Source organism: Nocardia colli, assembly GCF_008704205.1.
Taxonomy (GTDB): Bacteria; Actinomycetota; Actinomycetes; order Mycobacteriales; family Mycobacteriaceae; genus Nocardia; species Nocardia colli.
The window spans coordinates 75,297-98,132 of record NZ_VXLC01000004.1 but is presented as its reverse complement, the minus strand read 5'-3'; the positions used below and the strand labels follow the sequence as shown (position 1 = coordinate 98,132).

The 22,836-nt window shown below is 67.3% G+C and carries 29 protein-coding genes; 16 read left to right on the top strand and 13 right to left on the bottom strand.

From position 1 onward, the window contains the following. Positions 1-12: 12 nt before the first annotated feature. Complete coding sequence (locus F3087_RS12280) at positions 13-969, bottom strand: UTP--glucose-1-phosphate uridylyltransferase (protein ID WP_150402049.1); 957 nt, start codon at positions 967-969, stop codon at positions 13-15. A gap of 79 nt (positions 970-1,048) precedes the next feature. Between F3087_RS12280 and F3087_RS12275 the strand changes: the two genes are divergently transcribed. From F3087_RS12275 to mscL, 4 genes are all read left to right on the top strand, one after another. Beyond that, complete coding sequence (locus tag F3087_RS12275) at positions 1,049-1,645, top strand: 5-formyltetrahydrofolate cyclo-ligase (protein WP_223885033.1); 597 nt, start codon at positions 1,049-1,051, stop codon at positions 1,643-1,645. Between the two features lie 67 nt (positions 1,646-1,712). After that, on the top strand, positions 1,713-2,027 hold the full coding sequence (locus F3087_RS12270; protein ID WP_150402047.1) for an FmdB family zinc ribbon protein: 315 nt from the start codon (positions 1,713-1,715) through the stop codon (positions 2,025-2,027). An 88-nt stretch (positions 2,028-2,115) separates the two neighbouring features. After that, on the top strand, positions 2,116-2,763 hold the full coding sequence (locus tag F3087_RS12265; RefSeq protein ID WP_150402046.1) for an SAF domain-containing protein: 648 nt from the start codon (positions 2,116-2,118) through the stop codon (positions 2,761-2,763). Positions 2,764-2,868: 105 nt separating this feature from the next. Then, complete coding sequence (gene mscL / locus F3087_RS12260; protein WP_150402045.1) at positions 2,869-3,273, top strand: large conductance mechanosensitive channel protein MscL; 405 nt, start codon at positions 2,869-2,871, stop codon at positions 3,271-3,273. Between the two features lie 80 nt (positions 3,274-3,353). On the opposite strand, the gene F3087_RS12255 is transcribed toward mscL, so the two are convergent. From F3087_RS12255 to F3087_RS12220, 8 genes are all read right to left on the bottom strand, one after another. Then, positions 3,354-4,016 (bottom strand): MspA family porin, encoded by a 663-nt coding sequence (locus tag F3087_RS12255; RefSeq protein ID WP_150402044.1) that lies wholly within the window; start codon positions 4,014-4,016, stop codon positions 3,354-3,356. 64 nt (positions 4,017-4,080) lie between these two features. Further along, positions 4,081-4,755, bottom strand: a complete 675-nt coding sequence (locus F3087_RS12250) for an MspA family porin (protein ID WP_150402043.1) — start codon at positions 4,753-4,755, stop codon at positions 4,081-4,083. Between the two features lie 308 nt (positions 4,756-5,063). After that, positions 5,064-5,735 carry an MspA family porin gene (locus tag F3087_RS12245; protein WP_150402042.1) on the bottom strand — a complete coding sequence of 224 codons (672 nt, stop codon included), beginning with the start codon at positions 5,733-5,735 and terminating at the stop codon, positions 5,064-5,066. A 65-nt stretch (positions 5,736-5,800) separates the two neighbouring features. Continuing rightward, entirely contained in the window at positions 5,801-6,475 is a 675-nt protein-coding gene (locus tag F3087_RS12240; RefSeq protein WP_150402041.1) for an MspA family porin, read from the bottom strand. Between the two features lie 696 nt (positions 6,476-7,171). Continuing rightward, positions 7,172-7,666, bottom strand: coding sequence for a MogA/MoaB family molybdenum cofactor biosynthesis protein (locus F3087_RS12235; RefSeq protein ID WP_223885114.1), 495 nt, complete (start codon positions 7,664-7,666; stop codon positions 7,172-7,174). 80 nt (positions 7,667-7,746) lie between these two features. Then, positions 7,747-9,207 (bottom strand): S1C family serine protease, encoded by a 1,461-nt coding sequence (locus F3087_RS12230; RefSeq protein WP_150402040.1) that lies wholly within the window; start codon positions 9,205-9,207, stop codon positions 7,747-7,749. A 189-nt stretch (positions 9,208-9,396) separates the two neighbouring features. Beyond that, positions 9,397-10,863 (bottom strand): HAMP domain-containing sensor histidine kinase, encoded by a 1,467-nt coding sequence (locus tag F3087_RS12225; protein WP_150402039.1) that lies wholly within the window; start codon positions 10,861-10,863, stop codon positions 9,397-9,399. A 9-nt stretch (positions 10,864-10,872) separates the two neighbouring features. After that, a complete protein-coding gene (locus F3087_RS12220; RefSeq protein WP_150402038.1) occupies positions 10,873-11,559 on the bottom strand; it encodes a response regulator transcription factor in 687 nt (228 codons plus the stop codon). Between the two features lie 362 nt (positions 11,560-11,921). On the opposite strand from F3087_RS12220, the gene F3087_RS12215 reads away from it, so the two are divergent. The 7 genes from F3087_RS12215 to F3087_RS12185 all read left to right on the top strand — a co-directional run bounded on the left by F3087_RS12215 (position 11,922) and on the right by F3087_RS12185 (position 18,584). Beyond that, the gene (locus tag F3087_RS12215; RefSeq protein WP_150402037.1) at positions 11,922-14,690 is read left to right on the top strand and encodes a HAMP domain-containing sensor histidine kinase; all 2,769 of its coding nucleotides are present in this window, start codon (positions 11,922-11,924) and stop codon (positions 14,688-14,690) included. Then, positions 14,687-15,094: a roadblock/LC7 domain-containing protein gene (locus F3087_RS12210; RefSeq protein ID WP_150402036.1), complete on the top strand. Its 408-nt coding sequence runs from the start codon at positions 14,687-14,689 to the stop codon at positions 15,092-15,094. The genes F3087_RS12215 and F3087_RS12210 overlap by 4 nt, the downstream gene beginning before the upstream one ends. Positions 15,095-15,101: 7 nt before the next feature. Continuing rightward, positions 15,102-15,473, top strand: a complete 372-nt coding sequence (locus F3087_RS12205; protein WP_107659355.1) for a DUF742 domain-containing protein — start codon at positions 15,102-15,104, stop codon at positions 15,471-15,473. Continuing rightward, positions 15,463-16,089, top strand: coding sequence for a GTP-binding protein (locus F3087_RS12200; RefSeq protein ID WP_373283749.1), 627 nt, complete (start codon positions 15,463-15,465; stop codon positions 16,087-16,089). Before F3087_RS12205 ends, F3087_RS12200 begins: the two co-directional genes overlap by 11 nt. Further along, positions 16,086-16,844 (top strand): MHYT domain-containing protein, encoded by a 759-nt coding sequence (locus F3087_RS12195; protein WP_150402035.1) that lies wholly within the window; start codon positions 16,086-16,088, stop codon positions 16,842-16,844. Before F3087_RS12200 ends, F3087_RS12195 begins: the two co-directional genes overlap by 4 nt. Positions 16,845-16,899: 55 nt before the next feature. Continuing rightward, on the top strand, positions 16,900-17,919 hold the full coding sequence (locus F3087_RS12190) for a DUF1906 domain-containing protein (RefSeq protein WP_150402034.1): 1,020 nt from the start codon (positions 16,900-16,902) through the stop codon (positions 17,917-17,919). 440 nt (positions 17,920-18,359) lie between these two features. Beyond that, complete coding sequence (locus F3087_RS12185) at positions 18,360-18,584, top strand: hypothetical protein (RefSeq protein WP_150402033.1); 225 nt, start codon at positions 18,360-18,362, stop codon at positions 18,582-18,584. Between the two features lie 67 nt (positions 18,585-18,651). Here the strand turns inward: F3087_RS12185 and rpmF are convergent, their stop codons facing one another. Genes rpmF through mrf form a run of 3 tightly spaced genes read right to left on the bottom strand, consistent with a single transcriptional unit; the run spans position 18,652 to position 20,409 of the window. After that, positions 18,652-18,825 carry a 50S ribosomal protein L32 gene (rpmF, locus tag F3087_RS12180; RefSeq protein ID WP_150402032.1) on the bottom strand — a complete coding sequence of 58 codons (174 nt, stop codon included), beginning with the start codon at positions 18,823-18,825 and terminating at the stop codon, positions 18,652-18,654. A 1-nt stretch (position 18,826) separates the two neighbouring features. Continuing rightward, positions 18,827-19,090 carry a type B 50S ribosomal protein L31 gene (locus tag F3087_RS12175; RefSeq protein ID WP_150402031.1) on the bottom strand — a complete coding sequence of 88 codons (264 nt, stop codon included), beginning with the start codon at positions 19,088-19,090 and terminating at the stop codon, positions 18,827-18,829. After that, positions 19,087-20,409 carry a ribosome hibernation factor-recruiting GTPase MRF gene (gene mrf / locus F3087_RS12170; protein WP_150402030.1) on the bottom strand — a complete coding sequence of 441 codons (1,323 nt, stop codon included), beginning with the start codon at positions 20,407-20,409 and terminating at the stop codon, positions 19,087-19,089. Before mrf ends, F3087_RS12175 begins: the two co-directional genes overlap by 4 nt. A gap of 95 nt (positions 20,410-20,504) precedes the next feature. Between mrf and rpmB the strand changes: the two genes are divergently transcribed. The 4 genes from rpmB to rpsR are packed head-to-tail and all read left to right on the top strand — an operon-like array spanning position 20,505 to position 21,519. Beyond that, entirely contained in the window at positions 20,505-20,741 is a 237-nt protein-coding gene (gene rpmB, locus F3087_RS12165; RefSeq protein ID WP_150402029.1) for a 50S ribosomal protein L28, read from the top strand. A gap of 13 nt (positions 20,742-20,754) precedes the next feature. Then, the gene (gene rpmG / locus F3087_RS12160) at positions 20,755-20,925 is read left to right on the top strand and encodes a 50S ribosomal protein L33 (protein ID WP_150402028.1); all 171 of its coding nucleotides are present in this window, start codon (positions 20,755-20,757) and stop codon (positions 20,923-20,925) included. 1 nt (position 20,926) lies between these two features. After that, on the top strand, positions 20,927-21,232 hold the full coding sequence (rpsN, locus tag F3087_RS12155; protein ID WP_150402027.1) for a 30S ribosomal protein S14: 306 nt from the start codon (positions 20,927-20,929) through the stop codon (positions 21,230-21,232). A gap of 32 nt (positions 21,233-21,264) precedes the next feature. Then, positions 21,265-21,519 (top strand): 30S ribosomal protein S18, encoded by a 255-nt coding sequence (gene rpsR / locus F3087_RS12150; protein WP_040738992.1) that lies wholly within the window; start codon positions 21,265-21,267, stop codon positions 21,517-21,519. Positions 21,520-21,597: 78 nt separating this feature from the next. Here the strand turns inward: rpsR and F3087_RS12145 are convergent, their stop codons facing one another. Further along, a complete protein-coding gene (locus F3087_RS12145) occupies positions 21,598-22,161 on the bottom strand; it encodes a LysM peptidoglycan-binding domain-containing protein (RefSeq protein WP_150402026.1) in 564 nt (187 codons plus the stop codon). 212 nt (positions 22,162-22,373) lie between these two features. Between F3087_RS12145 and F3087_RS12140 the strand changes: the two genes are divergently transcribed. Then, positions 22,374-22,835, top strand: a complete 462-nt coding sequence (locus F3087_RS12140) for a hypothetical protein (protein WP_317983919.1) — start codon at positions 22,374-22,376, stop codon at positions 22,833-22,835. The last annotated feature ends 1 nt before the right edge of the window (position 22,836 follow it).

The following is a 22,836-nucleotide window of genomic DNA, read 5'->3' as shown; positions in this document are numbered from 1 at the left end:
AAACCCGACGCCTCAGTCGTAGGTCGTCAGCTGCGGATCCCAGTCGGGACCGAGCCGATGCTCCAACCACTCCCGGAGGGCGGGGCCGTATTCGTCGCGTTCCAAAGCGAAATCGACCGCAGCACGAAGATAGCCGCCCGGGTTGCCCAAATCGTGGCGCGACCCACGGTGTACGACCACATGAACAGGATGCCCCTCGGCGATGAGCAGCGCGACGGCGTCGGTGAGTTGCAATTCCCCGCCCGCGCCGGGCTCGATTCGGCGCAGCGCGTCGAAAATGGCGCGGTCCAACAGGTATCGGCCGGCCGCGGCGAAGGTGGACGGCGCATCGGCGAGCGCGGGCTTCTCCACCATGCCCTTGACCCGCAGCACATTCGGATTCACCGCGTCCGGCACGGTCTCCACGTCGAACACGCCGTAGGCGCTGACCTCATCCTTGGGCACGTCGATCGCGCACAGCACGGTGCCGCCGCGTTTGCGCCGAACCCGGCACATCACGTCCAGCACGCCCGCGGGCAGCACCAGGTCGTCGGGCAGTAGCACGGCGATGGCGTCCTCGTCGTCGTCGAGCACCGCCTCGGCCTGCGCGACCGCGTGGCCGAGGCCGAGCGGTTCCTCCTGCACCACCGAGGTCACGTCGAGCAGACCCGGCGCCTTGCGCACCTTCTCCAGCAGCTGGAACTTGCCGCGTTCGGCGAGGGTGCCCTCCAGCACGAGGTCCTCGACGAAGTGCGCGACGACGCCGTCCTTGCCCGGCGAGGTGACGATCACCAGCCGCTGGGCGCCGGACTCGGCCGCCTCGGCGGCGACCAGTTCGATGCCGGGGGTGTCGACCACCGGGAGGAGTTCCTTGGGCACCGTCTTGGTCGCGGGCAAGAATCGCGTTCCGAGCCCGGCGGCGGGCACCACGGCCGTGCGGAAGCACGACTCCAGCGGTGCATCGCCGGGTTGTCCGGCCTTTGCTGTCATGCGCATACCCTATCCATCGTCGCAGCCCCTGACTCGGCGTCGAGCCGACCGGTAGTCCGGTCAGCCTATGGTGATCGCCATGGAGATGCCCGGCGAGCGCGATAAACATGCATGGCGCACCGAAATTATTGCTCGACGGGCGGCGATGACCGCCGAAGAGCAGGCGATGAACAGCCTCGCGCTGGTTGCGGCCGTCGGGCGGCTCGAGGTGCCGGAGTGGGTTTGCGCGTATGTTCCGGTGCGCGGCGAACCGGGGTCGACGCAGCTGCTGGATGCCTTGCGGACGGCCGGCGCGCGGGTGCTGGTTCCGGTGACCGGGCCGCCGGGACCGCTTGATTGGGCCGAGTACACCGGGCGGGACAGCTTGCGCCGAGCCAGGTTCGGTCTGCTCGAACCGGTCGGCGAATCACTGCCCAGTACCGCGATCGCCTGGGCCGAGCTGATCTTGGTGCCGGCGCTCGCGGTGGATCGGCGCGGGGTTCGACTCGGACGCGGGGCGGGCTATTACGACCGGACGTTATCCGCGGCACGCCCGGACGCACGCCTGGTCGCGGTGGTCGGCGACGCGGAACTCGTGGACCGGTTGCCCGAGGAACCGCACGACGCGCGCATGGGCTGGGCCCTCACCCCGGGCGGCGGCTTGCAGCGGCTCGGCGAAGATCACGCCCCGGAATGAAAGGTAGATTGGCAACGTTGGCACTGTCGGCTGTAGAGTGCCAGAGGACTAACTTGCGGAGGATGCTGTGCCAACTTACTCGTATGCGTGCACCCAGTGTGACAACCGCTTCGACATCGTCCAGTCCTTTTCCGACGATGCGCTGACGGTATGCCCGGAGTGCTCCGGGAAGCTGCGCAAGCTGTTCAATTCGGTCGGCATCGTGTTCAAGGGCAGCGGTTTCTACCGCACCGACAGCCGCGGCGGCGCGTCCACCGCGAGCGAGCCGGCGAAGTCCGACAACGGGTCGAAGGAGTCGAGCTCGTCGTCTGCGTCGTCCAGCTCGGATTCCGGCTCGTCCAACGGCAGCAGCACCTCGGCCAGCACGGCCGTGGCCAGCTGATTCTCCGAGTTATCCACAGCCCCTCAGTTATCCACAGCTAGCCCGTTTCCCGGGCCGACGGGTGTGGCCGCGGTCATAGGATCCGGCCATGACTCGATCACTCGGCGATCTCGGTACCCGCTTCGCGGTGTGGCATCGACCACACTGGGCGGACAGTCTGCTGCTCCGGCGACTCCTCGCCGTCGGCCTGGTTTTCCTGGCGGCGGCCTTGTTCCTGCGTGGCGATCCGGCCGCGGAACGGTCTTCGGTCGTGGTCGCCGGGCACGATCTCGCGCCGGGCCACGTACTCGCGGCAAGTGACCTTCGATCGGCTCCCCGCGAATCCACCGCATTGCCCGACGGCGTCGTGCGGGACTCGGCCGAGGTAATCGGCGCCACCCTGACCGGGGCGATGCGAACCGGCGAGGTATTCACCGATATCCGAGTCGTCGGACCGCGCCTGGCCGCCGTCGCAACCGGTGCGCGTGACGCGCGGATCGTGCCGATTCGTCCCGCCGACACCGCCGTCGCCGAAATCCTGCGCGCCGGTGACCGAGTCGACGTGGTCGGCGGCGAAGAGCAAGGCTCGCGACCCGCCCGCACGCTGGCCACCGACGCCGCGGTCGTCCTGGTGTCCGGCCCGGGTGACGGACGCGCCACGAAAGAGCGCGTGGTCTTGGTCGCAATGGACGCCGAACATGCCACAGTTGTCGCAGCGGCATCGCTGCATACCGCGCTCACCGTCGTCTTCCATTGAGTTGTCCGCACATTTGCCATCAAGGTCAACTAGCATCGGCGATACCGAAGGCGTCGACCGCCGAGCACGACTTGTCAGCTCCCACACACAGAGGAGATATCGGCAATGCTCAAGGGTTTCAAGGATTTTCTATTCCGCGGAAACGTTGTCGACCTGGCGGTGGCGGTGGTCATCGGCACCGCGTTCGTCGCGATCGTCACCGCGTTCACCAATGGCATCGTCAACCCGATCCTGGCCGTATTCGGCGGCAGCAATGAACTCGGTCTCGGTTTCCAGCTCGTTGCCGACAAACCTGCGACCTTCGTTCAGGTCGGTCCGATCATCACCGCCGCGATCAATTTCGTGATCATCGCCGCGGTGCTGTACCTCGTGCTCGTGCTGCCCGCACTGCACGTGAAGAAGCGGTTCAGCAAGGAGGCGGTCGAGCTCAGCGACACCGAACTGCTCATTCAGATCCGCGACCTGCTCGCCGAGGGGCAACGCAGCGCGGGCGGCAAGCACGAGTCCTGAAACTGCTTGCGCGGGAACGGAAAACGGGCCCGCCGCGGTAGCGACGGGCCCGTTCACCTTGGGCTGGTGGGTATTCGAGATCAGCCGAGGCTGAACGGCTGGCCCCACAAGACAATCCAGGTGATGACGTTGTCGGTCTCCACCTCGACCTTGACGAACGAACGAGCCTGCGCGTAACCACCGCAGCCGGACAGGCCGATGGTCTCGTCGGCCCAGGTGGTCGAAGCGCTCTCGCCCTTGAAAGCCCAGCTCTTCTTGTGCACCTCGTTACCGAAGTCGTCGGCCTTCTCCCGGTCGATGACGTAGAACGAGGTCGCCTGGCCGGGGCCGAGCGACAGGTTGGCCCCGGTGGTGGCACCGATCTTCGGGCTCTTGCCCTCCCAGTCGGTACCGCCGGTCACGCCGCCCTCGGCGCCGCCGCCGGCGATGTTCACCTGGCAGCCGACGACGTAACCCGGGATGATCGCGCCGCCCTTCGCGCCCTGGATGTTCACCGACGCGGACCCGGAGACCCACGCGTTGCGGTGCACCGGGGTCGAGCCCATGGACGGGCTGATGTTGGCCGACTCGTTGGTCAGCCGGACCGTCACCACGGTGCCGTCGGACAGCGTCTTGACGAGCTCGCCGCCTGGCAGCGGAATGAAGGTATCGGCGTTGGCCGCGCCGGTGGAGAACAGCCCGACCGCCATCGTGGCGGCGGCGCAGAGCCCGGCCGCCCGCGCGAGTTTTTTACGGTTGATCATTTTATATGTGTCCTAAGGGATCGAATTCGCTTCAGCGAGAACAGAGATGACAGATCCGGCGCGCTCAGCCGATGCTGAACGGCGCACCGTAGAGGGTGGTCTTGGAGTAGTTGTCGCCGATGATCTCGACGACGGTGTAAGACCTGGCCTGGGCGTACCCGGCACAGCCCTGGATCTCGATCTCGGCGTCTTGGTACTCGACCGAGTAGACGCCCGGCTTGGTGATGTCCTTGCTGTCGATACCGACGAACTTGACTTGCCCCGGGCCCAGTTTCAGGCCGATGGAGCCGCCCGCGGTGGCGCCGCTGAGATTGATGCCACCGGAGATGCCTGCGGAAATCGCGCTGTCGGAGATGCTCACCTGGCAACCGACGATGTAGCCGGTGTTCAGCTGCGACGTTCCGTGCGTCGACGAATTGTTGGTACCCGGGGCGCCGGTGGCGCCGTTGTTGGGTCCGGCCTTGCCTTCTGGCGTCACGCTGATATCGGCGACGGCGTTACCCGACACCCACACCACGCGACCCGCGCCGTTCGCCGACAGCGACGGCGAGATCAAGGCGTGCTCGCTGTTGCGCGAGATGGTGACGCCGGGTCCGATCTTCTGGCCGTCCGGCAACGGCACAAAGGTATCGGCGTTTGCGGCGCCGGTCGAAAGCAGGCCCATGGCCACGGCAGCCGCAGCGCCGGCGCCCGCGATGCGGACCCCTCGATGCAGACCCCTGGTGCGGATCTTGCTCATACTTCCCCTCATCAGGTTCTAGCGGTCGACCCCGGGTTGTCGAGGCCGAGTTAACCCCTTTCAGGCCGGTCACACCTGGTGGAATGTTCTGTCCATCAAGTGATTTACCGTCCATCCCGTCATAGGACGATCTCGGGTGGAGCTTATGTTATTGGTTTCCGCCGGAGTTCTCAGAGATTTCGAGTATGTTACTGCGAATATGTTCGCCAAAATTGTTGGGGGACAAGACGTTTGCACACGAAACTAGCCCGTCGCATAGGGCGCGACGGGCTGGTTTCGTGAACCTGCGAAGTGCGTTACTCCACTGATCAGCCGAGGCTGAACGGAGCTCCCCAAAGCGTCACCCAGGTGACGACACTGTCGGTTTCGACCTCGACATTGATGAAGGCACGAGCCTGGGCGTAACCGGCGCAACCGGTCAGGCCGATGGTCTCGTCGGCCCAAGTCACCGAACCGCTGGTGCCCTTGAACTTGTTGCGCTTCTTGTGCGCCTCGTTGCCGAAGTCGTCGGCCTGCTCGAGATCGAGCACGTAGAACGACTTGGACTGGCCGGGGCCGAGCGACAGGTTGCCGCCGCTGTTGGCGCCGACGCCGCCGGTGACGTTCTGGCCGTCACTCCAGTCGACATTGCCCTCGACGCCGCCGGTGGCGCCGCCGCCCGCGATGTTGACCTGGCAGCCCACGGTGTAGCCCGGGAAGATCGCGCCGCCGGCCGCACCGGACAGCTCGACCTGCGCGCTGCCGGAGACCCACGCGTTGCGGTGCACCGGGGTGGAACCCATGGACGGGTTGATGTTGGCGGATTCGCCGACCAGCTTGATCGTCACCACGGTGCCGTCGGACAGCGTCTTGGTGATTTCACCACCCGGCAGCGGGACGAAGGTATCGGCGTTCGCGGCGCCGGTGGAGAACAGGCCCAAGGCCATGGTGGCAGCGGCGCCGACACCGGCCATCCGTGCCAAGTTCTTACGGTTGATCATTTGTACTGCCCCTCGAGGGATTGAGTTCGCTTCAGCGAGAAGATTGTTCGTGGATTCGACGGACGTCAGCCGATGCTGAACGGCATCCCGTACAGGGTGGTCTTCGAGTAGTCGTCGCCGATGATCTCGACGACGGTGTAGGAGCGCGCCTGGGCGTAGCCCGCGCAACCCTGGATCTCGATTTCGGCATCCTGGTACTCGACCGAGTACGTACCGGGCTTGGTGATGTCCTTGTAGTCGATCTGCACGAACTTGACCTGACCGGGGCCGAGGTTGAGGCCGATGGATCCACCCGCGTTGGCGCCGCTGAGGTTGATGCCACCGGAGACGCCCGCCGAGATCGCGTCATCGGCGATGCTCACCTGGCAGCCGACGATGTAGCCGGTGTTCAGCTGCGACGTTCCGTGCGTCGAGGAGTTGTTGGTACCGGGGCCGCCGGCGGGGCCGTTGGTCGGACCGGCCTTTCCTTCCGGGGTGACGGAGACATCGGCGATCGCGTTGCCCGAAACCCAGACAACCCGGCCTGCGCCGTTGGCGGACAGCGACGGCGAAATCAGTGCGCGCTCTCCGGTACGACTGACGGTCACGCCCGGGCCGACCTTCTGACCGTCCGGCAACGGCACGAAGGTGTCCGCGTTGGCAGCACCGGTCGAAAGCAGTCCCATGGCCACGGCAGCGGCAGCGCCGACGCCCGCGACGCGGACACCGCGGCGCAGACCGTTGGTGCGGTTCTCGCTCATACTTCCCCTCATCAGGTTCAAACAGTCAACCTCGACCTTCGAGGTGGACAATGGTCCTCTCAGGCCCAGCTCAGTGTGTCGTTACTTTGTTGCCGATGTGTAACCGGCTGTAAGTTCGGCGCAACGGGTAGCTGGCAACGGAACCGAGCCAGGTTCCGCCGGGTGACCACGTACGTGCCGACCCGGGCCTGCGGGGTCCAGTTGTGGGTTGGCTCGTGGCGAACATTAAACGCTAGGTAACGGCGCTGCAACGTAAGCTTTCGTAAAGATCAATGTGATGTAGATCACATTCGTTAACGCGCGCATTACCCTTGACGTGCGGAAATAGGTGACGGAGACAGTCGGACCGACCGGCCGGTGCTGACGAAGTCGCTAAAGCGTCAACCGCTGAATACGGGCCAGGGCAGTACATATCTCGACGGCATAACTCGGATCTGAAACAATCACAAGTAAATTACGGTTAGCCAAACTTATCAATACGTAGCTACTACGTAGATTTGGGCATTCAACCGTGATGCGGCGGCTTCTGCGCGCGCAGCCATTCATCGGCGGAGGACTCGTTTCCGGAGTCATATCCGCGTTCGTCGCTCGTGGTGTCTGGGAGGGCGTCGCCGAAAATCTCGGCGAGACGCGCCGCATCCCTCGCCCGGCGAGCGGCCGGACGAGGGATGTCGTCGGAGGAATCGGAACCGGTGATCAGTCGACCAATCCGGAAAGCTCGCCGATGACCTTGCTGGCGAGCGGGCCGAGGGTGGCCATGCCGTCGCGCACCGCGGCCCGGGTGCCGGGCAGGTTGACCACCAGCGTGCTGCCGGAGATGCCGGCCACGCCGCGGGACAGGCCCGCGTCCAGCGAACCGGCCACCCGGCCGGAGGAACGCAGTGCCTCGCTGATGCCGGTCAGCTCACGATCGAGCACCTGGGAGGTGGCCTCTGGGGTCACGTCGCGCGGCGACATGCCGGTGCCGCCGACCGAGATGACCAGGTCGACACCGCCGATCACCGCGGTGTTCAGCGCGTTGCGGATCTCGACCTCGTCGGCCTGCACCGACACCGACGCGTCGACGAGAAAGCCTGCCTCGGTGAGCAGCTCGGTGACCAGCGGGCCGAGCGAGTCAACACCTCCATGCGCCGTTCGATCATCGACGACCACCACCAGAGCACGCCCCGCCACCGGAGCATCGATTTCCATGGTGCTAACCGTAGCGTCTATGCCGAGCACCTCTGCGGCGGTGTCGAGCAGCGGCGTGCGGCCGCCTTGCAGCACGCGCATCATCTGCCACCGTCCGCGGGCGCACCGGTGAGGGTCACCTCGGCGGTCTTGGAATTGTTGCCTCGTTCATCGGTATAGGTGACTTTCACCTTGTCTCCTGGTTGGTGCGAACGGACCGCGGCGACGAGCGCGTCGCCGGAGGGGATGCTGCGGTCATCGAGCTTGGTGATGACGACGCCGGAGGGGATGCCCGCCTTCGCGGCCGGACCGTCGGCGGTGGACTCCATCACCCTGGCGCCGTTGATCGAATCCTGGGCCTGCGCCTGGATCTTGACCCCGATCTGCGCGTAGGTGGCGTGCCCGGTCTTGATCAGCTCGTCGGCCACCCGGCGGGCCTGGTCGATCGGGATGGCGAAGCCGAGGCCGATCGAGCCGCTCTGCTGGCCCGCGCCCGGCTCACCGGCGCCGAGGCTGGCGATCGCGGTGTTGATGCCGATGAGCTTGCCGTTGCCGTCGACCAGCGCGCCACCGGAGTTGCCCGGGTTGATCGCGGCGTCGGTCTGGATCGCGTCGATCACCGGGTTCACCCCCGCGGCGCTCTGCTGGCCCTCGCCCTGGGTCGACACCGGGCGGTTCAGCGAGGACACGATGCCGGTGGTCACGGTGCCGGCCAGGCCGAGCGGCGAGCCGATCGCGACGACCGGCTGGCCGACCTGGAGATTGGCCGAGGTGCCGAGCTCGATGGGGGTCAGGCCGGTCTTGCCGGCGACCTTGATCACGGCGAGATCGGAGACCGGGTCGGCGCCGACGATCGTCGCGGGCGCGGAACTGCCGTCGGAGAACAGGACATCCATCTTCGCGCCCGGGCCACCGCCCGCCGCGACGTGGTTGTTGGTCAGGATGAGTCCGTCGGAGGACAGCACCACCCCGGAACCCTCACCCTCGGCGCGGCTGCTGGCCACCTTGATCATGACCACGCTGGGCAGCACCTTCTGCGCGACCGCCTGGGTCGAGCCGGCCGGTGCGTTGGAGACGTTGTTGACGTTGGGCTTCGGCTGATCGAGCGCGTTGGTGATGGTCGAGCGGCCGTTGTCCGAGTGCGTGGCCAGCGCGCCGACCGCACCGCCGACGCCGCCGCTGACCAGGGCCAGCGCGACCGCGCCGATCACCAGACCGGTGCGGACCGGACGCTTGGCGGGCTGCTGCACGCCGAGCGGAGCGCCTTGCTGCGGTTCGAAGGGCAGCTGCCCGTGCTCGAATGGCGTGCCGTAGTCCGGGCCGGGGAACGGCTGGGTGTGCTGATGCGGCGGATACTGCCCGAACGGCGGCTGCGCCCCATACGGCTGATTCGGGGCCTCGTACGGCCCGTAGCCGGACCCCTGCGGTGCGTAACCCGCTCCATACGGCGCGCCGGCGGGCCCCGTCGGTGCGGCCGGGATCTGATCGGTCGGGTTGGGCTGATCCGGTGCGGCGTTCGCCGTCTCCGGCTCGTCCCGCCGGTCCTTCGAATCCTCGGTCATGGACTCCTCGTTTCTCCTCAGCATCTCCTCGCCTAGCTTGACGATGACTACTGAGAGCGGACTGAGACCGTGCTATCAATTGCCCGAGACCTGTCGCCCACCGCTCGCGGTCTCGCCGAGGCCGCGCACACCCCGACCCTGCAGCTTTCCAGGCAACAGGGTACGCAACCGGGCCGCCGCGCGCCTGCCTCAGGCTTGCACCGGACGCCCGGCCTCGCCCGGCAGGACGATCCGGATCCGCGCGCCGCCGCGCCCGGACGCCTCGATGGTGATCGTGCCGCCGTGTTTCGTCACGACCTGCTTGACGATCGCCAAACCGAGCCCCGAACCGGGCATCGATCGCGACGCGGTGGTCCGGTAGAACCGCTCGAACACCAACTCCCGCTCCCCCGGCGGGATGCCTGGCCCGGCGTCGTCGACGGTCAGCTCGAGCAGACCCCGTCCGGTCTCGCGCATCTCGACATAGACCTGCGCACCGGCCGGGCTCCACTTCGCGGCATTGTCGAGCACATTGAGAATCGCCCGCTCCAGACCTGCCTCGTGCCCGTAGACGAACCACGGCCGGATCGCCGAAACGAACTCCACCGATCCGCGCCGCCGCCGGGCCCGTTCCAGCGCCCGCTCGGCCACGTCGCCGAGATCGACTCGCTCGTACACGGTTTCGGGGGCGTCCTCGCGCGCCAGGTCGACCAGATCGCCGACCAGGTTGGACAACTCCTCGATCTGCGCCATCACATCCGAGCGCAGCTCGGCCATGTCCTCGTCCGGAATGCGCGGCGCGCCCGGCCGGCTCGACGCCATCAGCAGTTCGGTGTTGGTCCGCAGCGACGTCAGCGGCGTCCGCAGTTCGTGCCCGGCGTCGGCGACCAATCTGCGTTGCCGGTCCCGTGATTCGGCCAGCGCGCGCAGCATCGTGTTGAAACTCTCGGTGAGCCGGGCCAACTCGTCGTCGCCGGTCACCGGGATCGGGGTCAGGTCATCGGTACGCGCGATCCGTTCGGTGGCGGCGGTCAACCGCCCGATCGGCCGCAATCCGGTGCGCCCGACCGCGGTACCCGCCGCGGCGGCCAGCACCACGCCGCAACCACCGACGACGAACAACAGCCAGGCCAGTCGATCCAGCACGTTCCGGGTCGGCTCCAGCCGCTGCGAGATCACCAACGTCGCACCCTGATTCGTGCGCAACGCGAGCACGCGCTGATTGGCGACCGTGCGCAACGACGAATTCAGCTCACCGTGGAAGACCGCCATCTCCTGACTGCCGACCGGCGGCTCGGTCGCCTGCGGCGGCGAGTACGGGCCGATGTCCGGAAAGATCAGGGCGATGCCGGTGTCGGGATAGAACGCGGTCGCCAGCACCAGGTTCTGCAAATTGAACCCATAGGGATTACTGGCGATCACCGCGCTGGCGCGGCTGCGCAGTTCGGTATCGACGTTCGCGTACAACGCCCGCGCGACCAGCGCGTAGGCCGCGATCGAGGTCACGGCCACGGCGATCGCCACCACGGACGCAGCCAGCAGCGTCACCCGCCAGCGCAACGACACCGAACGGGTGAGGGGAATCGGGGGCCGCATCTCGGTCGGGTCGGGCGGCCGCTGCGGCGGCCGTTGCCCGAGCCCGGCGACCACGGGCCGCTTGGGGACTGTTCGCGCCATGGTCTTCCCCTACGGGGGCGTCTCCCGCAGCACGTAACCGACGCCGCGAACCGTGTGGATGAGCCGGGATTCGCCCTCGGCCTCGGTTTTGCGGCGCAAATAGCCGATGTACACCTCGAGCGCGTTGCCGGAGGTCGGGAAGTCGTATCCCCAGACCTCTTCCAGGATGCGGCTGCGGGTGAGCACTCGGCGCGGATTCGCCATCAGCATTTCCAGCAGCGAGAACTCGGTGCGGGTGAGACTGATCCCGCGCTCGCCCCGGGAAACCTCGCGGGTCACCGGATCCAGCGACAAATCGGCGAACGTCATTGCCTCGGAAACCTCGCCGGGATCGGCGGTCGTGCGTCGCAGTAGCGCACGCAAACGTGCGAGCAATTCTTCCAACGCGAAGGGTTTCGGCAAATAATCGTCGGCGCCCGCATCGAGTCCGGCAACCCGCTCGGACACCGAATCCCGTGCCGTCAAAACCAAAATCGGAAGATCGTCACCGGTGCTGCGCAGGCGCCGGCAGACCTCGAGACCGTCCATCCGCGGCATCATCACGTCGAGCACCAAGGCGTCCGGCCGCTGACTCGTCGCCTTGTCGAGCGCGTCGACGCCGTCCACCGCGAGGTCGACGGAGTACCCGTTGAAGGTCAGTGACCGGCGCAGAGACTCGCGGACGGCGCGATCGTCGTCGACTACCAGAATGCGCATGCGACCAGTTTGACCGTATCGACTGAGAGGCGACTGAGAGGGGACGCTCGACACGCCGCGTCCGCGTCCGCCCGGCCCGCCGGAGCCAGCACCCGATCAGCTATCCGCGATCTTCCGCCGTATAGATCAGTCGTCCAGGAACTATGTAGACTCAGAAACTCTTACAACGCGAAACCTGTTCCGCGTAGCCATATTCGGTCACGAGCAGACCTGGTGCCTCGGATTGCCGACGGCCAGTCAGCACGGTATGTTCCGTGCGGTAAAAAGAAGACCTTGAGTTGGTTCTCGGCGGGTTGATCCAGACAGCTCCTAGACAGCCACCATTCGGGGACCATGCGCGAAGTGGAGGCGACGGAAGCGGAATGGAAGCTGCACCGCGTTCCTGGCAATTCAGCCTGTCCAACATGTCGGTCACGCGCAAGGTCGGCATCGTGCTGTTGCTGCCGGTGCTGCTCGCCTCGGCCTTCGCCGGACTGCGGATCAAGGACGAGCTCGGGGTGATCTCGAAGCTCGACGCGGCTACCGAGCAGGCCCGCATCCTGCGCCCGATCCTCGAATTCAGCCAGGCCACCGAACAACTCGCGATCGCGGCGGTCAACGCCCGGCCGGAGGACCCGATCGATACGGTGGCGGCCAAGTTCGACCAGTCGGCCATCGATCTGGAAACCGCGCTGCGGACGAAGAAGGTCGACGACAGCACCACCAAGGAACTGCCCGCCGCCATCGCGGTCGCCCGGACCATGCGCAACGGGTTGCGCACCTCCTCCCCCGCGACCATCGGTGGCCAGGTCGACGAGGTCGGCACCCGCATCATCACCGCGATCTCGGTCTCCTCCTCGATCGAAGAGATCGTCATCCAGCGCTACTTCCTGCAGCTCGGCCTGATGACCAACGCCTCGCGCCTGCTCACCCAGGAGCAGATCATGTCCGCGACGGCCAGCGGCGGCAACAACCCGGCCGCGCTGGCCGGCATGCTGACCACGCTCGGCGCGGAAATGATGCTCACCTACTCCTATCCGCAGATGAGCCCGTCCTCGGCGACCAACGCGCAGGTCCTGATCGATCAGGTGCAGACGCGCATCGGCGCGCTGAGCCAGAGCCCGAACAGCCTGGGCAGCAACGGCGTTATCACCGATTCGCTGAAAACCAGTTCCGAGGCCTACCGCCAGGCGACCACGGTGCTGCTGAACACGATCGACGACAAGCTGGCCGACCGGACCATCGAACTGCGCAGCGCCGTGCTGCGCGACGTCGCGATCGTGATCACCACGCTGCTTGCCGGCCTGGCCCTCGCGCTCGGCGTCGCCCGCTCGCTGGTGGTGCCGATTCGCCGCCTGCGCCACGACGCGCTGCAGGTCGCGCACGTCGATCTGCCGAACGAGATCGAGGTGGTGCGCACCGGCGGTGCGACACCGAAGATCACCCCGGTCGACATCCGCACCACCGAGGAGATCGGCCAGCTGGCCCGCGCGGTGGACGACATCCACCAGGCCTCGCTGCACCTGGCCGCCGAGCAGGCCCGGTTGCGGGTGCAGATCGGCAGCATGTTCGAGACGCTCTCGCGGCGCAGCCAATCGCTGGTCGAGCAGCAGCTGGCGCTGATCGAGGACCTCGAGCACGACGAGGACAACACCGAACGCCTGCAGAGCCTGTTCCGGCTCGACCACCTGGCCACCCGCATGCGCCGCAACGGCGACAACCTGCTGGTGCTGGCCGGTACCGCGCTGCGCCGCGGCCAGCTGCACCCGGTCCAGCTCTCCGACATGCTCTGGAGCGCGGTCTCGCAGGTCGAGGACTACCAGCGGGTCGAGATCGGCGCGGTCCCGGACGGCATCGTGGCCGGCGAGCCCGCCATCGACATCGAGCATCTGCTCGCCGAGCTGATCGACAACGCGCTGCGCTACTCGCCGCCGACCACGCCGGTCACGCTGTCGGTGGCGCGCGCGGTCGACGGCGGCTACCTGATCGAGATCATCGACCGCGGCCTCGGCATGTCGACCGAGGACCTGCGCGCGATCAACGACCGGCTGAGTTCCGGTGGCGAGGTCACCGTCGAAACCGCGCGCCGGATGGGTCTTTTCGTGGTCGGCCGGCTGGCGAAACGGCACACCATCACCGCCAACCTGCGCCGCACCTCCACCACCGCGCAGCAGCCCGGCGTCACCGCGAGCGTGCATCTGCCCGGCGCGCTGGTCGCCCCGCCGCTGGACGCCACCGACCCGACCGGCAAGCCGCTGGAACTGACCGGCGACTACGAACTGCCCGCACAGCCGCGCACGCTGGTGCCGGTACCGAGCCTGCCGCAGCACAATTCGCCGCGGTTCGAGGTGTCCAGCACCGGCCTGCCGCAGCGCAGGCCCGCGATCCGGGTGGCCGAGCCGCCCGGGCAGCCCGCCGTCTCGGTGCCCACCCGGACCAACACCCCGGACACCGATTCCGACACGCAGCCGCCGACCGAGCCGTGGTCGATCAACACCCCGACCGACGACCGCTCCCCCTTCGGCCCGCCCACCGCCGGCGTGACCGGCAGCGGCCCGAGCCGCCCGGCCGACGAGGAACGGCCGACCGACTTCTGGGCCGAGTCCGACGCGAAAGACGCCGGGCAGGAACTGACCATCCCCCAGCAGCGGGTGCCGCGCGAGGCCGAACAGCCGAACGTCGCGCGCGAACCGTCGCGCACCACGTCGCGCTCCGGCCTGCCCATCCGGCGACCGGCCGCGGTGCCGGAACCCGAACCCGCCCCGCCGCGGGCGGTCGAGCCGGCGATGGTGACCTCCTCGCGGCTGCAGCCGGTGGCCGGCGCCTCGCCGACCCCGATCTATCAGCGCATGGTGTCGGAATGGCTGGTCGAGCCCGCGACGTCGCAGACCGCGGAGACCACCTGGACCTCGCCCGCCGACGTGGGCTGGTCGGCCGCCGAAGAGGCGACGCATCCGACCCCGACCGGCCGCACCAGCGGTGGACTTCCTATCCGAACGCCGGGCGCGCAACTGGTCCCCGGCGGCTTGGCGCAGGCAGACGAATCGGGAGCCCGTGATCCCGAGGAGATTCGGAACAACCTGACCAGGCATCTCAGTGGGGTCCGCAGTGGGCGGGCCAATGCGCAGTACGACGACGGAGGGCTTGCATGACAGACGCGAACAGCACCACTGATGAGAACCTGAACTGGCTGGTCGCCAGATTCACCCGGGACGTGCCCGGCGTGTCCCACGCGGTGCTGGTCTCGGCCGACGGCCTGCTGCAGGCGACCAGCCCGCACCTGCCGTCCGATCGGGCCGAGCAGCTCGCGGCCGTCACCGCCGGCCTGGCCAGCCTGTCGATGGGCGCGGCGTCGCTGTTCGACGGCGGCAAGGTGATGCAGTCGATCGTCGAGATGCAGCGTGGCTATTTGCTGGTTATGAGTGTGGGCAACGGATCTCACCTGGCCGTGCTCGCCAACAAGTCGCACGACATCGGCCGGATCGGCTACGAGATGGCGCTGTTGGTCGACCGGGTCGGCACGGTGGTCACCGCCACCGCGCGTACCGCGGTTTGAGCGGGAGATGTCCAATCCCTACGGACCTGGACCACGACCGACCACGCGCGTCCGACCGTATGCCCTGACCTCGGGGCGCACCGAGCCGGCGGTCGACCTGCCGCTGGAAGCGGTCATCGAGACCCTGTCCTACACTGCGCATCTCGACTGGCCAACCGGTGATGTCCGCACGGATATCCTTAGGCTCGGCACACATCGGCTTTCTGTTGCCGAGATCGCCGCTCACTTGGATCGTCCGCTCGGCATGATCCGGGTAATGATCGGTGACCTCGTGGTCGACGGCATTGTGCGTCTGCATTCGACACTGACTGACGAGGCGAGTTTCGACGAGCGCCGTTCTTTGATGGAGAGGACTTTGCGTGGACTCCGTGCCCTATAAGAAAATCGGGCCCGACACCAACCCCGGCCAGGCCGACGGGGACAACCGGACCGCGTCCACGAAGATCGTGGTCGCCGGTGGTTTCGGGGTAGGCAAGACAACATTTGTCGGCGCGGTGTCCGAGATCGTTCCCCTGCGGACCGAGGCCATGGTGACCCGGTTCTCCGACGGCATCGACGATCTCGCGGAAACGCCGGAGAAGGAAACCACCACGGTCGCCATGGATTTCGGCCGGATCATCCTGCCGGGCAACCTGGCGCTGTATCTGTTCGGCACCCCGGGGCAGCGGCGCTTCTGGTTCATGTGGGACGACCTGATCCGCGGCGCGATCGGCGCGGTGGTGCTCATCGACACCCGCCGACTGGAGGACAGCTTCGCGGCGGTCGACTTCTTCGAAGCGCGGCAGCTGCCGTTCCTGGTGGCGGTCAACCGCTTCCCGAACGCGCCCCGCTTCCCGATCGCCGAACTGCGGGAGGCGCTCGCGGTGCGCGAGAGCGTGCCGATCGTCGACATCGACGCGCGCAACGCCAACGAGGTACGCCAGTCGCTGGCCGCGGTGACCGAGTACGCCATCCAGCGCCTCGCCGCGCAGGAACGAGAACAGGCTGTTCTTTGACTTACTTCAGCATGGGCTACTGGATCATCGGGTTGTCGATCGCGGTCTCGCTGGTCGGCGCGCTGGTCGGGTTCAGTTGCATCCGGCAGTCGACGAAATCGGTGACGCCGAAGTTCCGGGTGGTGTGGCAGGCGTCGGCGGCGGTCTCGATCGGCGGGATCGGGGTCTGGCTGCCGGTGTTCGTCTCGATGCTCGGGGTCACGGTGCCGGGCAGCCTGGTTCGCTACGACGTGTGGAGTGTCGCTGCCGCGGCGGTGATCTCGATCCTCGCGGTGTGGGCGGCGCTGGTGCTGATGGGTCGCACGCTGCACATCGCGCGGCTGATCGGCGCGGGCGTGGTGATGGGCGGCGGGTTCGGCCTGATGCACTATCTGGCCTTGGACGCCATGCACATTCAGGGTTCCATCTCGATCCAGCCATGGCTGTTCACCGGCGCGGTGGCGATCGCGATCGTGCTCTCGCTGGCCACCCTGTGGTTCACCCAGCCGCGGCGGCCGTTGCCGCTGCTGGCCGGTGCGGCGCTGGTGTTCGCCGCCGGGATCGCCGGCATGCACTACACGGATCTGGTCGGCGTGGAAATCCATCTCGCCACAGCCAATTCGACGCCGCCGGGTGAGGACCTGTTCGGCTTCTTCGTGCCCGCGTTCGTGCTCGGCATGCTGTCGCTGGCCGTCCCGATCAGCGCGATCCTGATCGCGCCGGATCGGCGCACCTCGGCGCCGGTGCGGGTGCCCGCGACCAACTCCGCGTTCTGAGCCACGGCGCCGGTTCGGCCCTGCCGCGGTAATCCCTCGATTTACAGTGAGAGACATGCGTTTCGGTCTGGACTACGCCGCGGCACGTCCGGGCGGCGCGGCCATCCGCGCGGCGGGTTTCGACTTCGTCGTCCGGTATCTGTCCGACGGTGGCGTCACCTTGCCCGGCAAGTTGCTCACCCCGGCCGAGGCCGATGATCTACGCGCGCACGGGGTGTCGATCGCGGCGAACTGGGAAACCACCGCGACGCGCATGCTGGACGGCTACGGTGCCGGTGTGGTGGACGCGCGCGCGGGCCTGGCCCAGGTGCTGCGCTGTGGCGGCCGGTCGGATCGGCCGATCTATTTTTCCGCCGATTTCGATGTGACGCCGCAGGATCAGCAGCGGATCAACGCCTATCTCGACGGTGCGGCGACGGTGCTCGGCCGCGCGAATGTCGGTATCTACGGCGGGTATTGGTCGGTGAGCCGGGCGCTGGACGCGGGCAGCGCGAGCTGGGCGTGGCAGACCGATGCCTGGTCGGGCGGCAAGGTCGAGGCGCGGCGCAATCTCCATCAGACGTTGCGTCAGCAGGTCGTCGGTGGTGTGGTCTGCGATGTGAACGAGGCCGGGACGCCCGATTTCGGTCAATGGGATTTCTTTGCACAGGAGGACGCCGACGTGACGCCGGAGCAAGAGGCAGTGCTGCGCGATATCCAGATCCAGCTGCGCGGGCCGGGCCTGGCCGGCTGGCCGCAGCTGGGTGACGCGGGCGGGCCGGGTCGCACGCTGGTGGACGGTGTGGCGGCCGCGCTGGCCCGGATCGGCGAGCTGGAGGGCGAGGTCGGTGAGTTGCGCACCGAGATCAGCGAATTGGAGGCGACGACGGCCGATCTGGCGGCGCAGGTGCAGCGGCTGAGTGGCCGGCATTGGCCGTGGCCGTTGTCGTTGATCGAGGGACCGGCGGCGCTGGTGGGCGAGCAGTTGGCGCGACTGGAGGCGATTCTGCCCGACTTGCCCGGTTTGCCGGGTCCGGGTGCGAGCACGCAGCACACATCCAGTAGCGATGGCGTGGATTCGCGTTCTGCGCGGTGAGGTCGGCGGGTGCGGTGAGTGGTTTCGCACGGGCGGCGAAGAGGTGCCGCGACCGGGATTTTGGCGATGAGCGGGTTCTCCCGGGAACCGGAAGAACCCGCCCTCTCGCACGAGGATACTGACGTCCGGACACGTTCGCATCACTTCGCGGAGACTTTTCCGACTACCAAAAACCAACCAACAGTAGGTATTTCGCCCGGTAGTTATCGGGGCGCTATCGCATCGTGCACGAGGTCGCAACGTCGCTCCTACCAGGGCAGTTGCTATCCGATTGCCACACGTTTCATTGTCGCGGGAAAGTTGGTCATCAACCCGCCAGGACGGACCGATTCGGTCGACCGGCGCGTTCGCCACCCACGACAGCACCGTCCGAGTTATCGTCGGCTGGCACATGGCGCTCGCTGGGCGCCGCACATCCAGGTTCGTTCGAAGGAGTTCGCATGGCCGTCAACGTGGTGCTCGACAAGGCTCTCGACAAGGCGTACGAGAACAAGTCGCTGAACGAAATCCTCTCCGCTCCGCCCTCGGCCCTCGCCGGTCTCACCGAAGCGCACGACAAGCAGCTGCTGGACGCGCTCAAGATCAAGACGATCGCCGATCTGGCCAGCAACAAGTACTTCCGGCTCGCCGCGACGCTCGCGGACCTCGCCGCCAAGGAAGGCTGAGCGAGCCGAAACCGATGAACAGCGGGCCCCGGGAATCATCCGCGGGCCCGCTGTCGTTTCTGGTCGGTCAGAGCCGATCGAGGTCGATCAGTCCCCGCTTGACCGCCGCGACCAGTCGGCGCGGCACCTTGTGCACCACGCCGGCGACGGTCACCGGCACCAGATCCGGCGGCGTCGCCTTCCACTGCGCGCGCCGGCTGCGGGTGTTCGACCGCGACATCTTCCGCTTCGGGACGGCCATCTCAGCCCTCCCCGCGGCGCGGGCGCTTGCCGTACTTGCGCTCGAACTTCTCCACCCGGCCCTGGCTGTCCAGCACGCGGTGCGCGCCGGTCCAGAACGGGTGCGAGTCCGACGTCACGTCGACGGTCACCAGCGGGTAGGTGTTGCCGTCGGACCACTGCACGGTGCGCGCGCTGGTCACGGTCGACCGGGTGAGGAACTGCTTGCCGGTGCCGGCGTCCTCGAACACCACCGGGTGGTAGTCCGGATGGATTCCTGTCTTCATTTCGCTTCTCCTCTCGGGCTTTTCACGTCTTCGACGGGTAACGCGGCGTCGGCGCTGTCGCAGGGGTCGGCGTGCCAGGCGCCGAACGGGTCCTCCCACTGGGCAACTCGCTCGGGCGCGCGTTCGACCAGGCGCAGCTCGTCGTCCTCGACCAGCGCCCAGTGCAGCGCCTCGCGGATCTCGTTGGGATCGGCGTCGTGCACCAGGATCACCAGGGAGATGTCCCGGTCGCCGAACTGGTCGTCCCAGCGCAGCGCGGCCATCGCCCGCCGATCCGGATCCGCCTGTGCCAGTTCGGGTTCCGACATCGCCGCCAGCCAGCGACCCGCGCTGCCGACGCGCAGGCCACCGCCCGCGGACTCCAGCCAGGCCACCTCGTCGGGCTGGGTGGCGAGCCACATTCGGCCGCGCGCGGTGACCACGCCGTCGAAGAGCACATCGAGCGCCTCGTGCAGCCGGGCGGGATGGAACGGCCGGCTCGCGGCGAATTCCAGCAGCGCGACGCCGTAGTCGCTGCTGAGCGGCGGCTGTCCGCGCAGCAGCGGCGCGTGCGCGTCGAATACCTTGCCGCGGCGGGAGTTTGCCGGGATTCGGGTCAGCAGGGCTTCGATGCGCGCGGCAGTGAGCAGGTGCGGTGCGTCCACCCAGTCCACCGGCGCGTCGGGAACGAGCCGGGCCAGCACCGCCCCCAGCCTGCCGCGATCGACGTCGCCGCCGGGCACTACTGCGCCCAAAGCGATTACCGCATCAGCGAATTCGACCTGCCCCACGGCCACCTGCGCGACCGTGTGCTCGTCGTCGGCCTTGGCGAGACCACGCTCGGCGAGCGTCTCCGCACCGGTCGCGTCGGCGAGCCACGCGTCGGCGTCGAGGAAGGTCAGCACCGCCTCGATGCGCACATCACGGCCGGCCGGCCCGTCGACCCGGCCCAGAATCCCTTCCACCACAACATGTTCGATCGCATGGCAGACCGCCTCGGCCTCGAACGCCGGATCCAGCGCGAGCACGATGCGCTCGACCGAATCCCGCGCGGCGAGCGTGCGCAGCAGGGGCAGCAGGTCGATCCGCAGCGTGCAGGAGACGCAGCCGTGCGCGAGCTCGAGCACGTCCGAGGTCTCGTAGGTCGCGCTGCGCACCGTGCGGTGCACGATGCCCTCGCGCAGCTGGCCGAGATCGTGATGGACGACGACGGTGCCGGGCGCGTCATTGCACAGCGCGGTAGCCGCGTGGTCGGCGCCCGCCGCGGCCGGTCCGGCGAATCCGGCGAGCACCACGACCGGTGTGCGCCGGTCGGTCTCAGGTGCGAGCACTGACAGCACTCCTTTCGATAACGATTTTCATTTGCGTCAACGCAACGGTACATTGTCGATCAGCCGTTGTCGAAAATGATTGTCATCTACCGGAGGGAGTCCGCATGTCGGCCCACTGCCAGGTCACCGGGCGCAAGCCCGGGTTCGGCAAGTCCGTCTCGCACTCACACAAGCGCACGAATCGGCGCTGGGACCCCAATATCCAGCGCAAGACCTACTTCCTGCCCAGCGAAGGCCGGCGGATCACGCTGACCGTCTCGGCCAAGGGCATCAAGACCATCGACCGGGACGGGATCGAGGCCGTGGTGGCCCGGATCCGGGCCCGGGGCGACAAGATCTGACCAGGAGAAAACCATGGCATCGAAGTCGACCGAGCTCCGGCCGATCGTCAAACTCAAGTCCACCGCAGGCACCGGGTACACGTACGTGACCAGGAAGAACCGCCGCAACGATCCGGACCGGATGGTGCTGCGCAAGTTCGACCCGGTGGTGCGCAAGCACGTCGATTTCCGCGAGGAGCGCTGAGGTGGCGAAGAAGTCGAAGATCGCCCGCAACGCCCAGCGCGCGGCGGTCGTCGCGCGCTACGCCGAGCGCCGGGCCGAGCTGAAAGAGCTCATCCGCAAGCCCGGCACACCGGACGCCGTGCGCGCCGACGCGGCCGCTGAGCTGCGACGACAGCCGCGGGACGCCAGTCCGGTACGATTGCGCAATCGGGACGCCGCTGACGGACGACCGCGCGGTCACCTCCGGAAGTTCGGATTGTCCCGTGTGCGTGTGCGCGAGATGGCGCACCGGGGCGAGTTGCCCGGTGTGCGCAAATCGAGCTGGTAGACAACCACCGTTCTCGTACGAAGGATCCGTATATGGCAGTCAAGCGAGCACCGTCGAAGAAGGTTCGCGCCGAACAGGCCCGCCGTCCGAAGAAGAACCCGCTCATTGCCGCAGGCATCGAGAAGGTCGACTACAAGGACGTCAATCTGCTGCGCACGTTCATCTCCGATCGCGGCAAGATTCGCAGCCGCCGGGTCACCGGGCTCACGCCGCAGCAGCAGCGCCAGGTCGCCGTCGCGGTGAAGAACGCCCGCGAGATGGCGCTGCTCCCCTTCACCAGCCGGTAGCCGCACTTCCTCCGAAACCCGAACGTGGGACCCCCGCATGTTGCCGGGGTCCCACGTTTTGTCTTGCGCCGCAATAAATTACGGGATGGTCAGCACCTGGCCGGGGTTGATCAGGTCCGGGTTGTCGATGCCGCTCGCGTTGGCGATCTCCTGGTAGCGGTTGCCGTCACCGTAGAAGCGCTCGGCGATCGCCCACAGGGTGTCGCCCGGCTCGACCGTGTAGGTACGCACCTCGGGGGCCGGCGGCGGAACCTCTTCGGCGGCAGGCGCCTCGGCGACCGGCTCCGGCTCGGGAGCCGAGAGCGGGTTGTCCGACTTGGTGTTCGAGGCCCACAGCGGGCTGCCGTCCTTGCCGTACAGCACCACGTTGCGGTCGGCCTGCACGACCAGCCGGTCCGCGTCCTTGCCATTGGTCTCGGTGGACCAGGCCGACGCGTCACCCTTGTACACCACGAAGTTGCCGTCGTCCTGCAGCACCGCGCGGTCGACACTCTGACCGTGAGTCAGGGTGGACCACACCACATTTCCGTCCGGCTCGGACAACACCAGGTTGCCGTCGTCCTGCAAAGTAAGGGTGTAAGCACCACCCTGCAGGGACTGACCCAGTCCGAGTTCTTCACCAACGCGCAGTGTGTCGCCCACGGTTCTTCCTTTCGAAGGTTCTGAAGAGCATCCGACAATCGACACGCACCGAAGACACAGGCGCGCATCTAGGCCCCGAAGATACTGGTCTGGAGGGGGTTACGGAGGGATTACGCGCATGGTTCGCCGAAAGTTCACTGTGGGGTGTGTCCTATTGCCGTGTCATGTTCTATGTGAGATAGCCCCTGGCATTGCCCACTAGGGTGGTCGGCATGAGTCGGATGTCGGGCGGCCGTACCGCCGCAGCTGTTGCCATTGCGCTCGGGTGCCTCGCCGCTACGGCGTGTAGCGGATCGGATGATGCTGCGCCGCAACCGAAAACCAGCACGAGCACCAGTGCCGCGCCGAGCACGCCGACCGAGGACACCGGCGGTAATCGCGGGCGGGAGTTCACCGCCGACCCGACCATCGTGAGCCCGCGCCCGATGGCGTTCAGCTCGTGGACGCGGCTGGCAGACGACCGGATCGCGGTCAACTTCCAGACCGGCACGCCCGAATGCTACGGCGTGGACGCGACTGTGCGCGAGACGGATTCGACCGTCACCGTCGAGCTGCGGGCCGGCACCCGGGCCGACGCGGTGGGCCGGATGTGCACCATGAACGCGGTGTTCGGCTCGCTCGAACTGCCGCTGAAGTCACCTTTGGGCAACCGGCCGGTGCTCAGCGCGGTGTAGG

Coding starts and splice junctions, on each gene's coding strand:
- F3087_RS12205 (WP_107659355.1), top strand. CDS start 15,102: ATGTCCAATCCCTACGGACCTGGACCACGACCGACCACGCGCGTCCGA.
- F3087_RS12210 (WP_150402036.1), top strand. CDS start 14,687: ATGACAGACGCGAACAGCACCACTGATGAGAACCTGAACTGGCTGGTC.
- F3087_RS12220 (WP_150402038.1), bottom strand. CDS start 11,559: ATGCGCATTCTGGTAGTCGACGACGATCGCGCCGTCCGCGAGTCTCTG.
- F3087_RS12190 (WP_150402034.1), top strand. CDS start 16,900: ATGCGTTTCGGTCTGGACTACGCCGCGGCACGTCCGGGCGGCGCGGCC.
- mscL (WP_150402045.1), top strand. CDS start 2,869: ATGCTCAAGGGTTTCAAGGATTTTCTATTCCGCGGAAACGTTGTCGAC.
- F3087_RS12250 (WP_150402043.1), bottom strand. CDS start 4,755: ATGAGCAAGATCCGCACCAGGGGTCTGCATCGAGGGGTCCGCATCGCG.
- F3087_RS12280 (WP_150402049.1), bottom strand. CDS start 969: ATGACAGCAAAGGCCGGACAACCCGGCGATGCACCGCTGGAGTCGTGC.
- rpmG (WP_150402028.1), top strand. CDS start 20,755: ATGGCATCGAAGTCGACCGAGCTCCGGCCGATCGTCAAACTCAAGTCC.
- rpmF (WP_150402032.1), bottom strand. CDS start 18,825: ATGGCCGTCCCGAAGCGGAAGATGTCGCGGTCGAACACCCGCAGCCGG.
- F3087_RS12265 (WP_150402046.1), top strand. CDS start 2,116: ATGACTCGATCACTCGGCGATCTCGGTACCCGCTTCGCGGTGTGGCAT.
- F3087_RS12225 (WP_150402039.1), bottom strand. CDS start 10,863: ATGGCGCGAACAGTCCCCAAGCGGCCCGTGGTCGCCGGGCTCGGGCAA.
- F3087_RS12140 (WP_317983919.1), top strand. CDS start 22,374: ATGAGTCGGATGTCGGGCGGCCGTACCGCCGCAGCTGTTGCCATTGCG.
- rpsR (WP_040738992.1), top strand. CDS start 21,265: ATGGCAGTCAAGCGAGCACCGTCGAAGAAGGTTCGCGCCGAACAGGCC.
- F3087_RS12230 (WP_150402040.1), bottom strand. CDS start 9,207: ATGACCGAGGATTCGAAGGACCGGCGGGACGAGCCGGAGACGGCGAAC.
- F3087_RS12255 (WP_150402044.1), bottom strand. CDS start 4,016: ATGATCAACCGTAAAAAACTCGCGCGGGCGGCCGGGCTCTGCGCCGCC.
- F3087_RS12245 (WP_150402042.1), bottom strand. CDS start 5,735: ATGATCAACCGTAAGAACTTGGCACGGATGGCCGGTGTCGGCGCCGCT.
- F3087_RS12275 (WP_223885033.1), top strand. CDS start 1,049: ATGGAGATGCCCGGCGAGCGCGATAAACATGCATGGCGCACCGAAATT.
- F3087_RS12240 (WP_150402041.1), bottom strand. CDS start 6,475: ATGAGCGAGAACCGCACCAACGGTCTGCGCCGCGGTGTCCGCGTCGCG.
- rpmB (WP_150402029.1), top strand. CDS start 20,505: ATGTCGGCCCACTGCCAGGTCACCGGGCGCAAGCCCGGGTTCGGCAAG.
- F3087_RS12185 (WP_150402033.1), top strand. CDS start 18,360: ATGGCCGTCAACGTGGTGCTCGACAAGGCTCTCGACAAGGCGTACGAG.
- F3087_RS12235 (WP_223885114.1), bottom strand. CDS start 7,666: ATGGAAATCGATGCTCCGGTGGCGGGGCGTGCTCTGGTGGTGGTCGTC.
- F3087_RS12215 (WP_150402037.1), top strand. CDS start 11,922: ATGGAAGCTGCACCGCGTTCCTGGCAATTCAGCCTGTCCAACATGTCG.
- F3087_RS12175 (WP_150402031.1), bottom strand. CDS start 19,090: ATGAAGACAGGAATCCATCCGGACTACCACCCGGTGGTGTTCGAGGAC.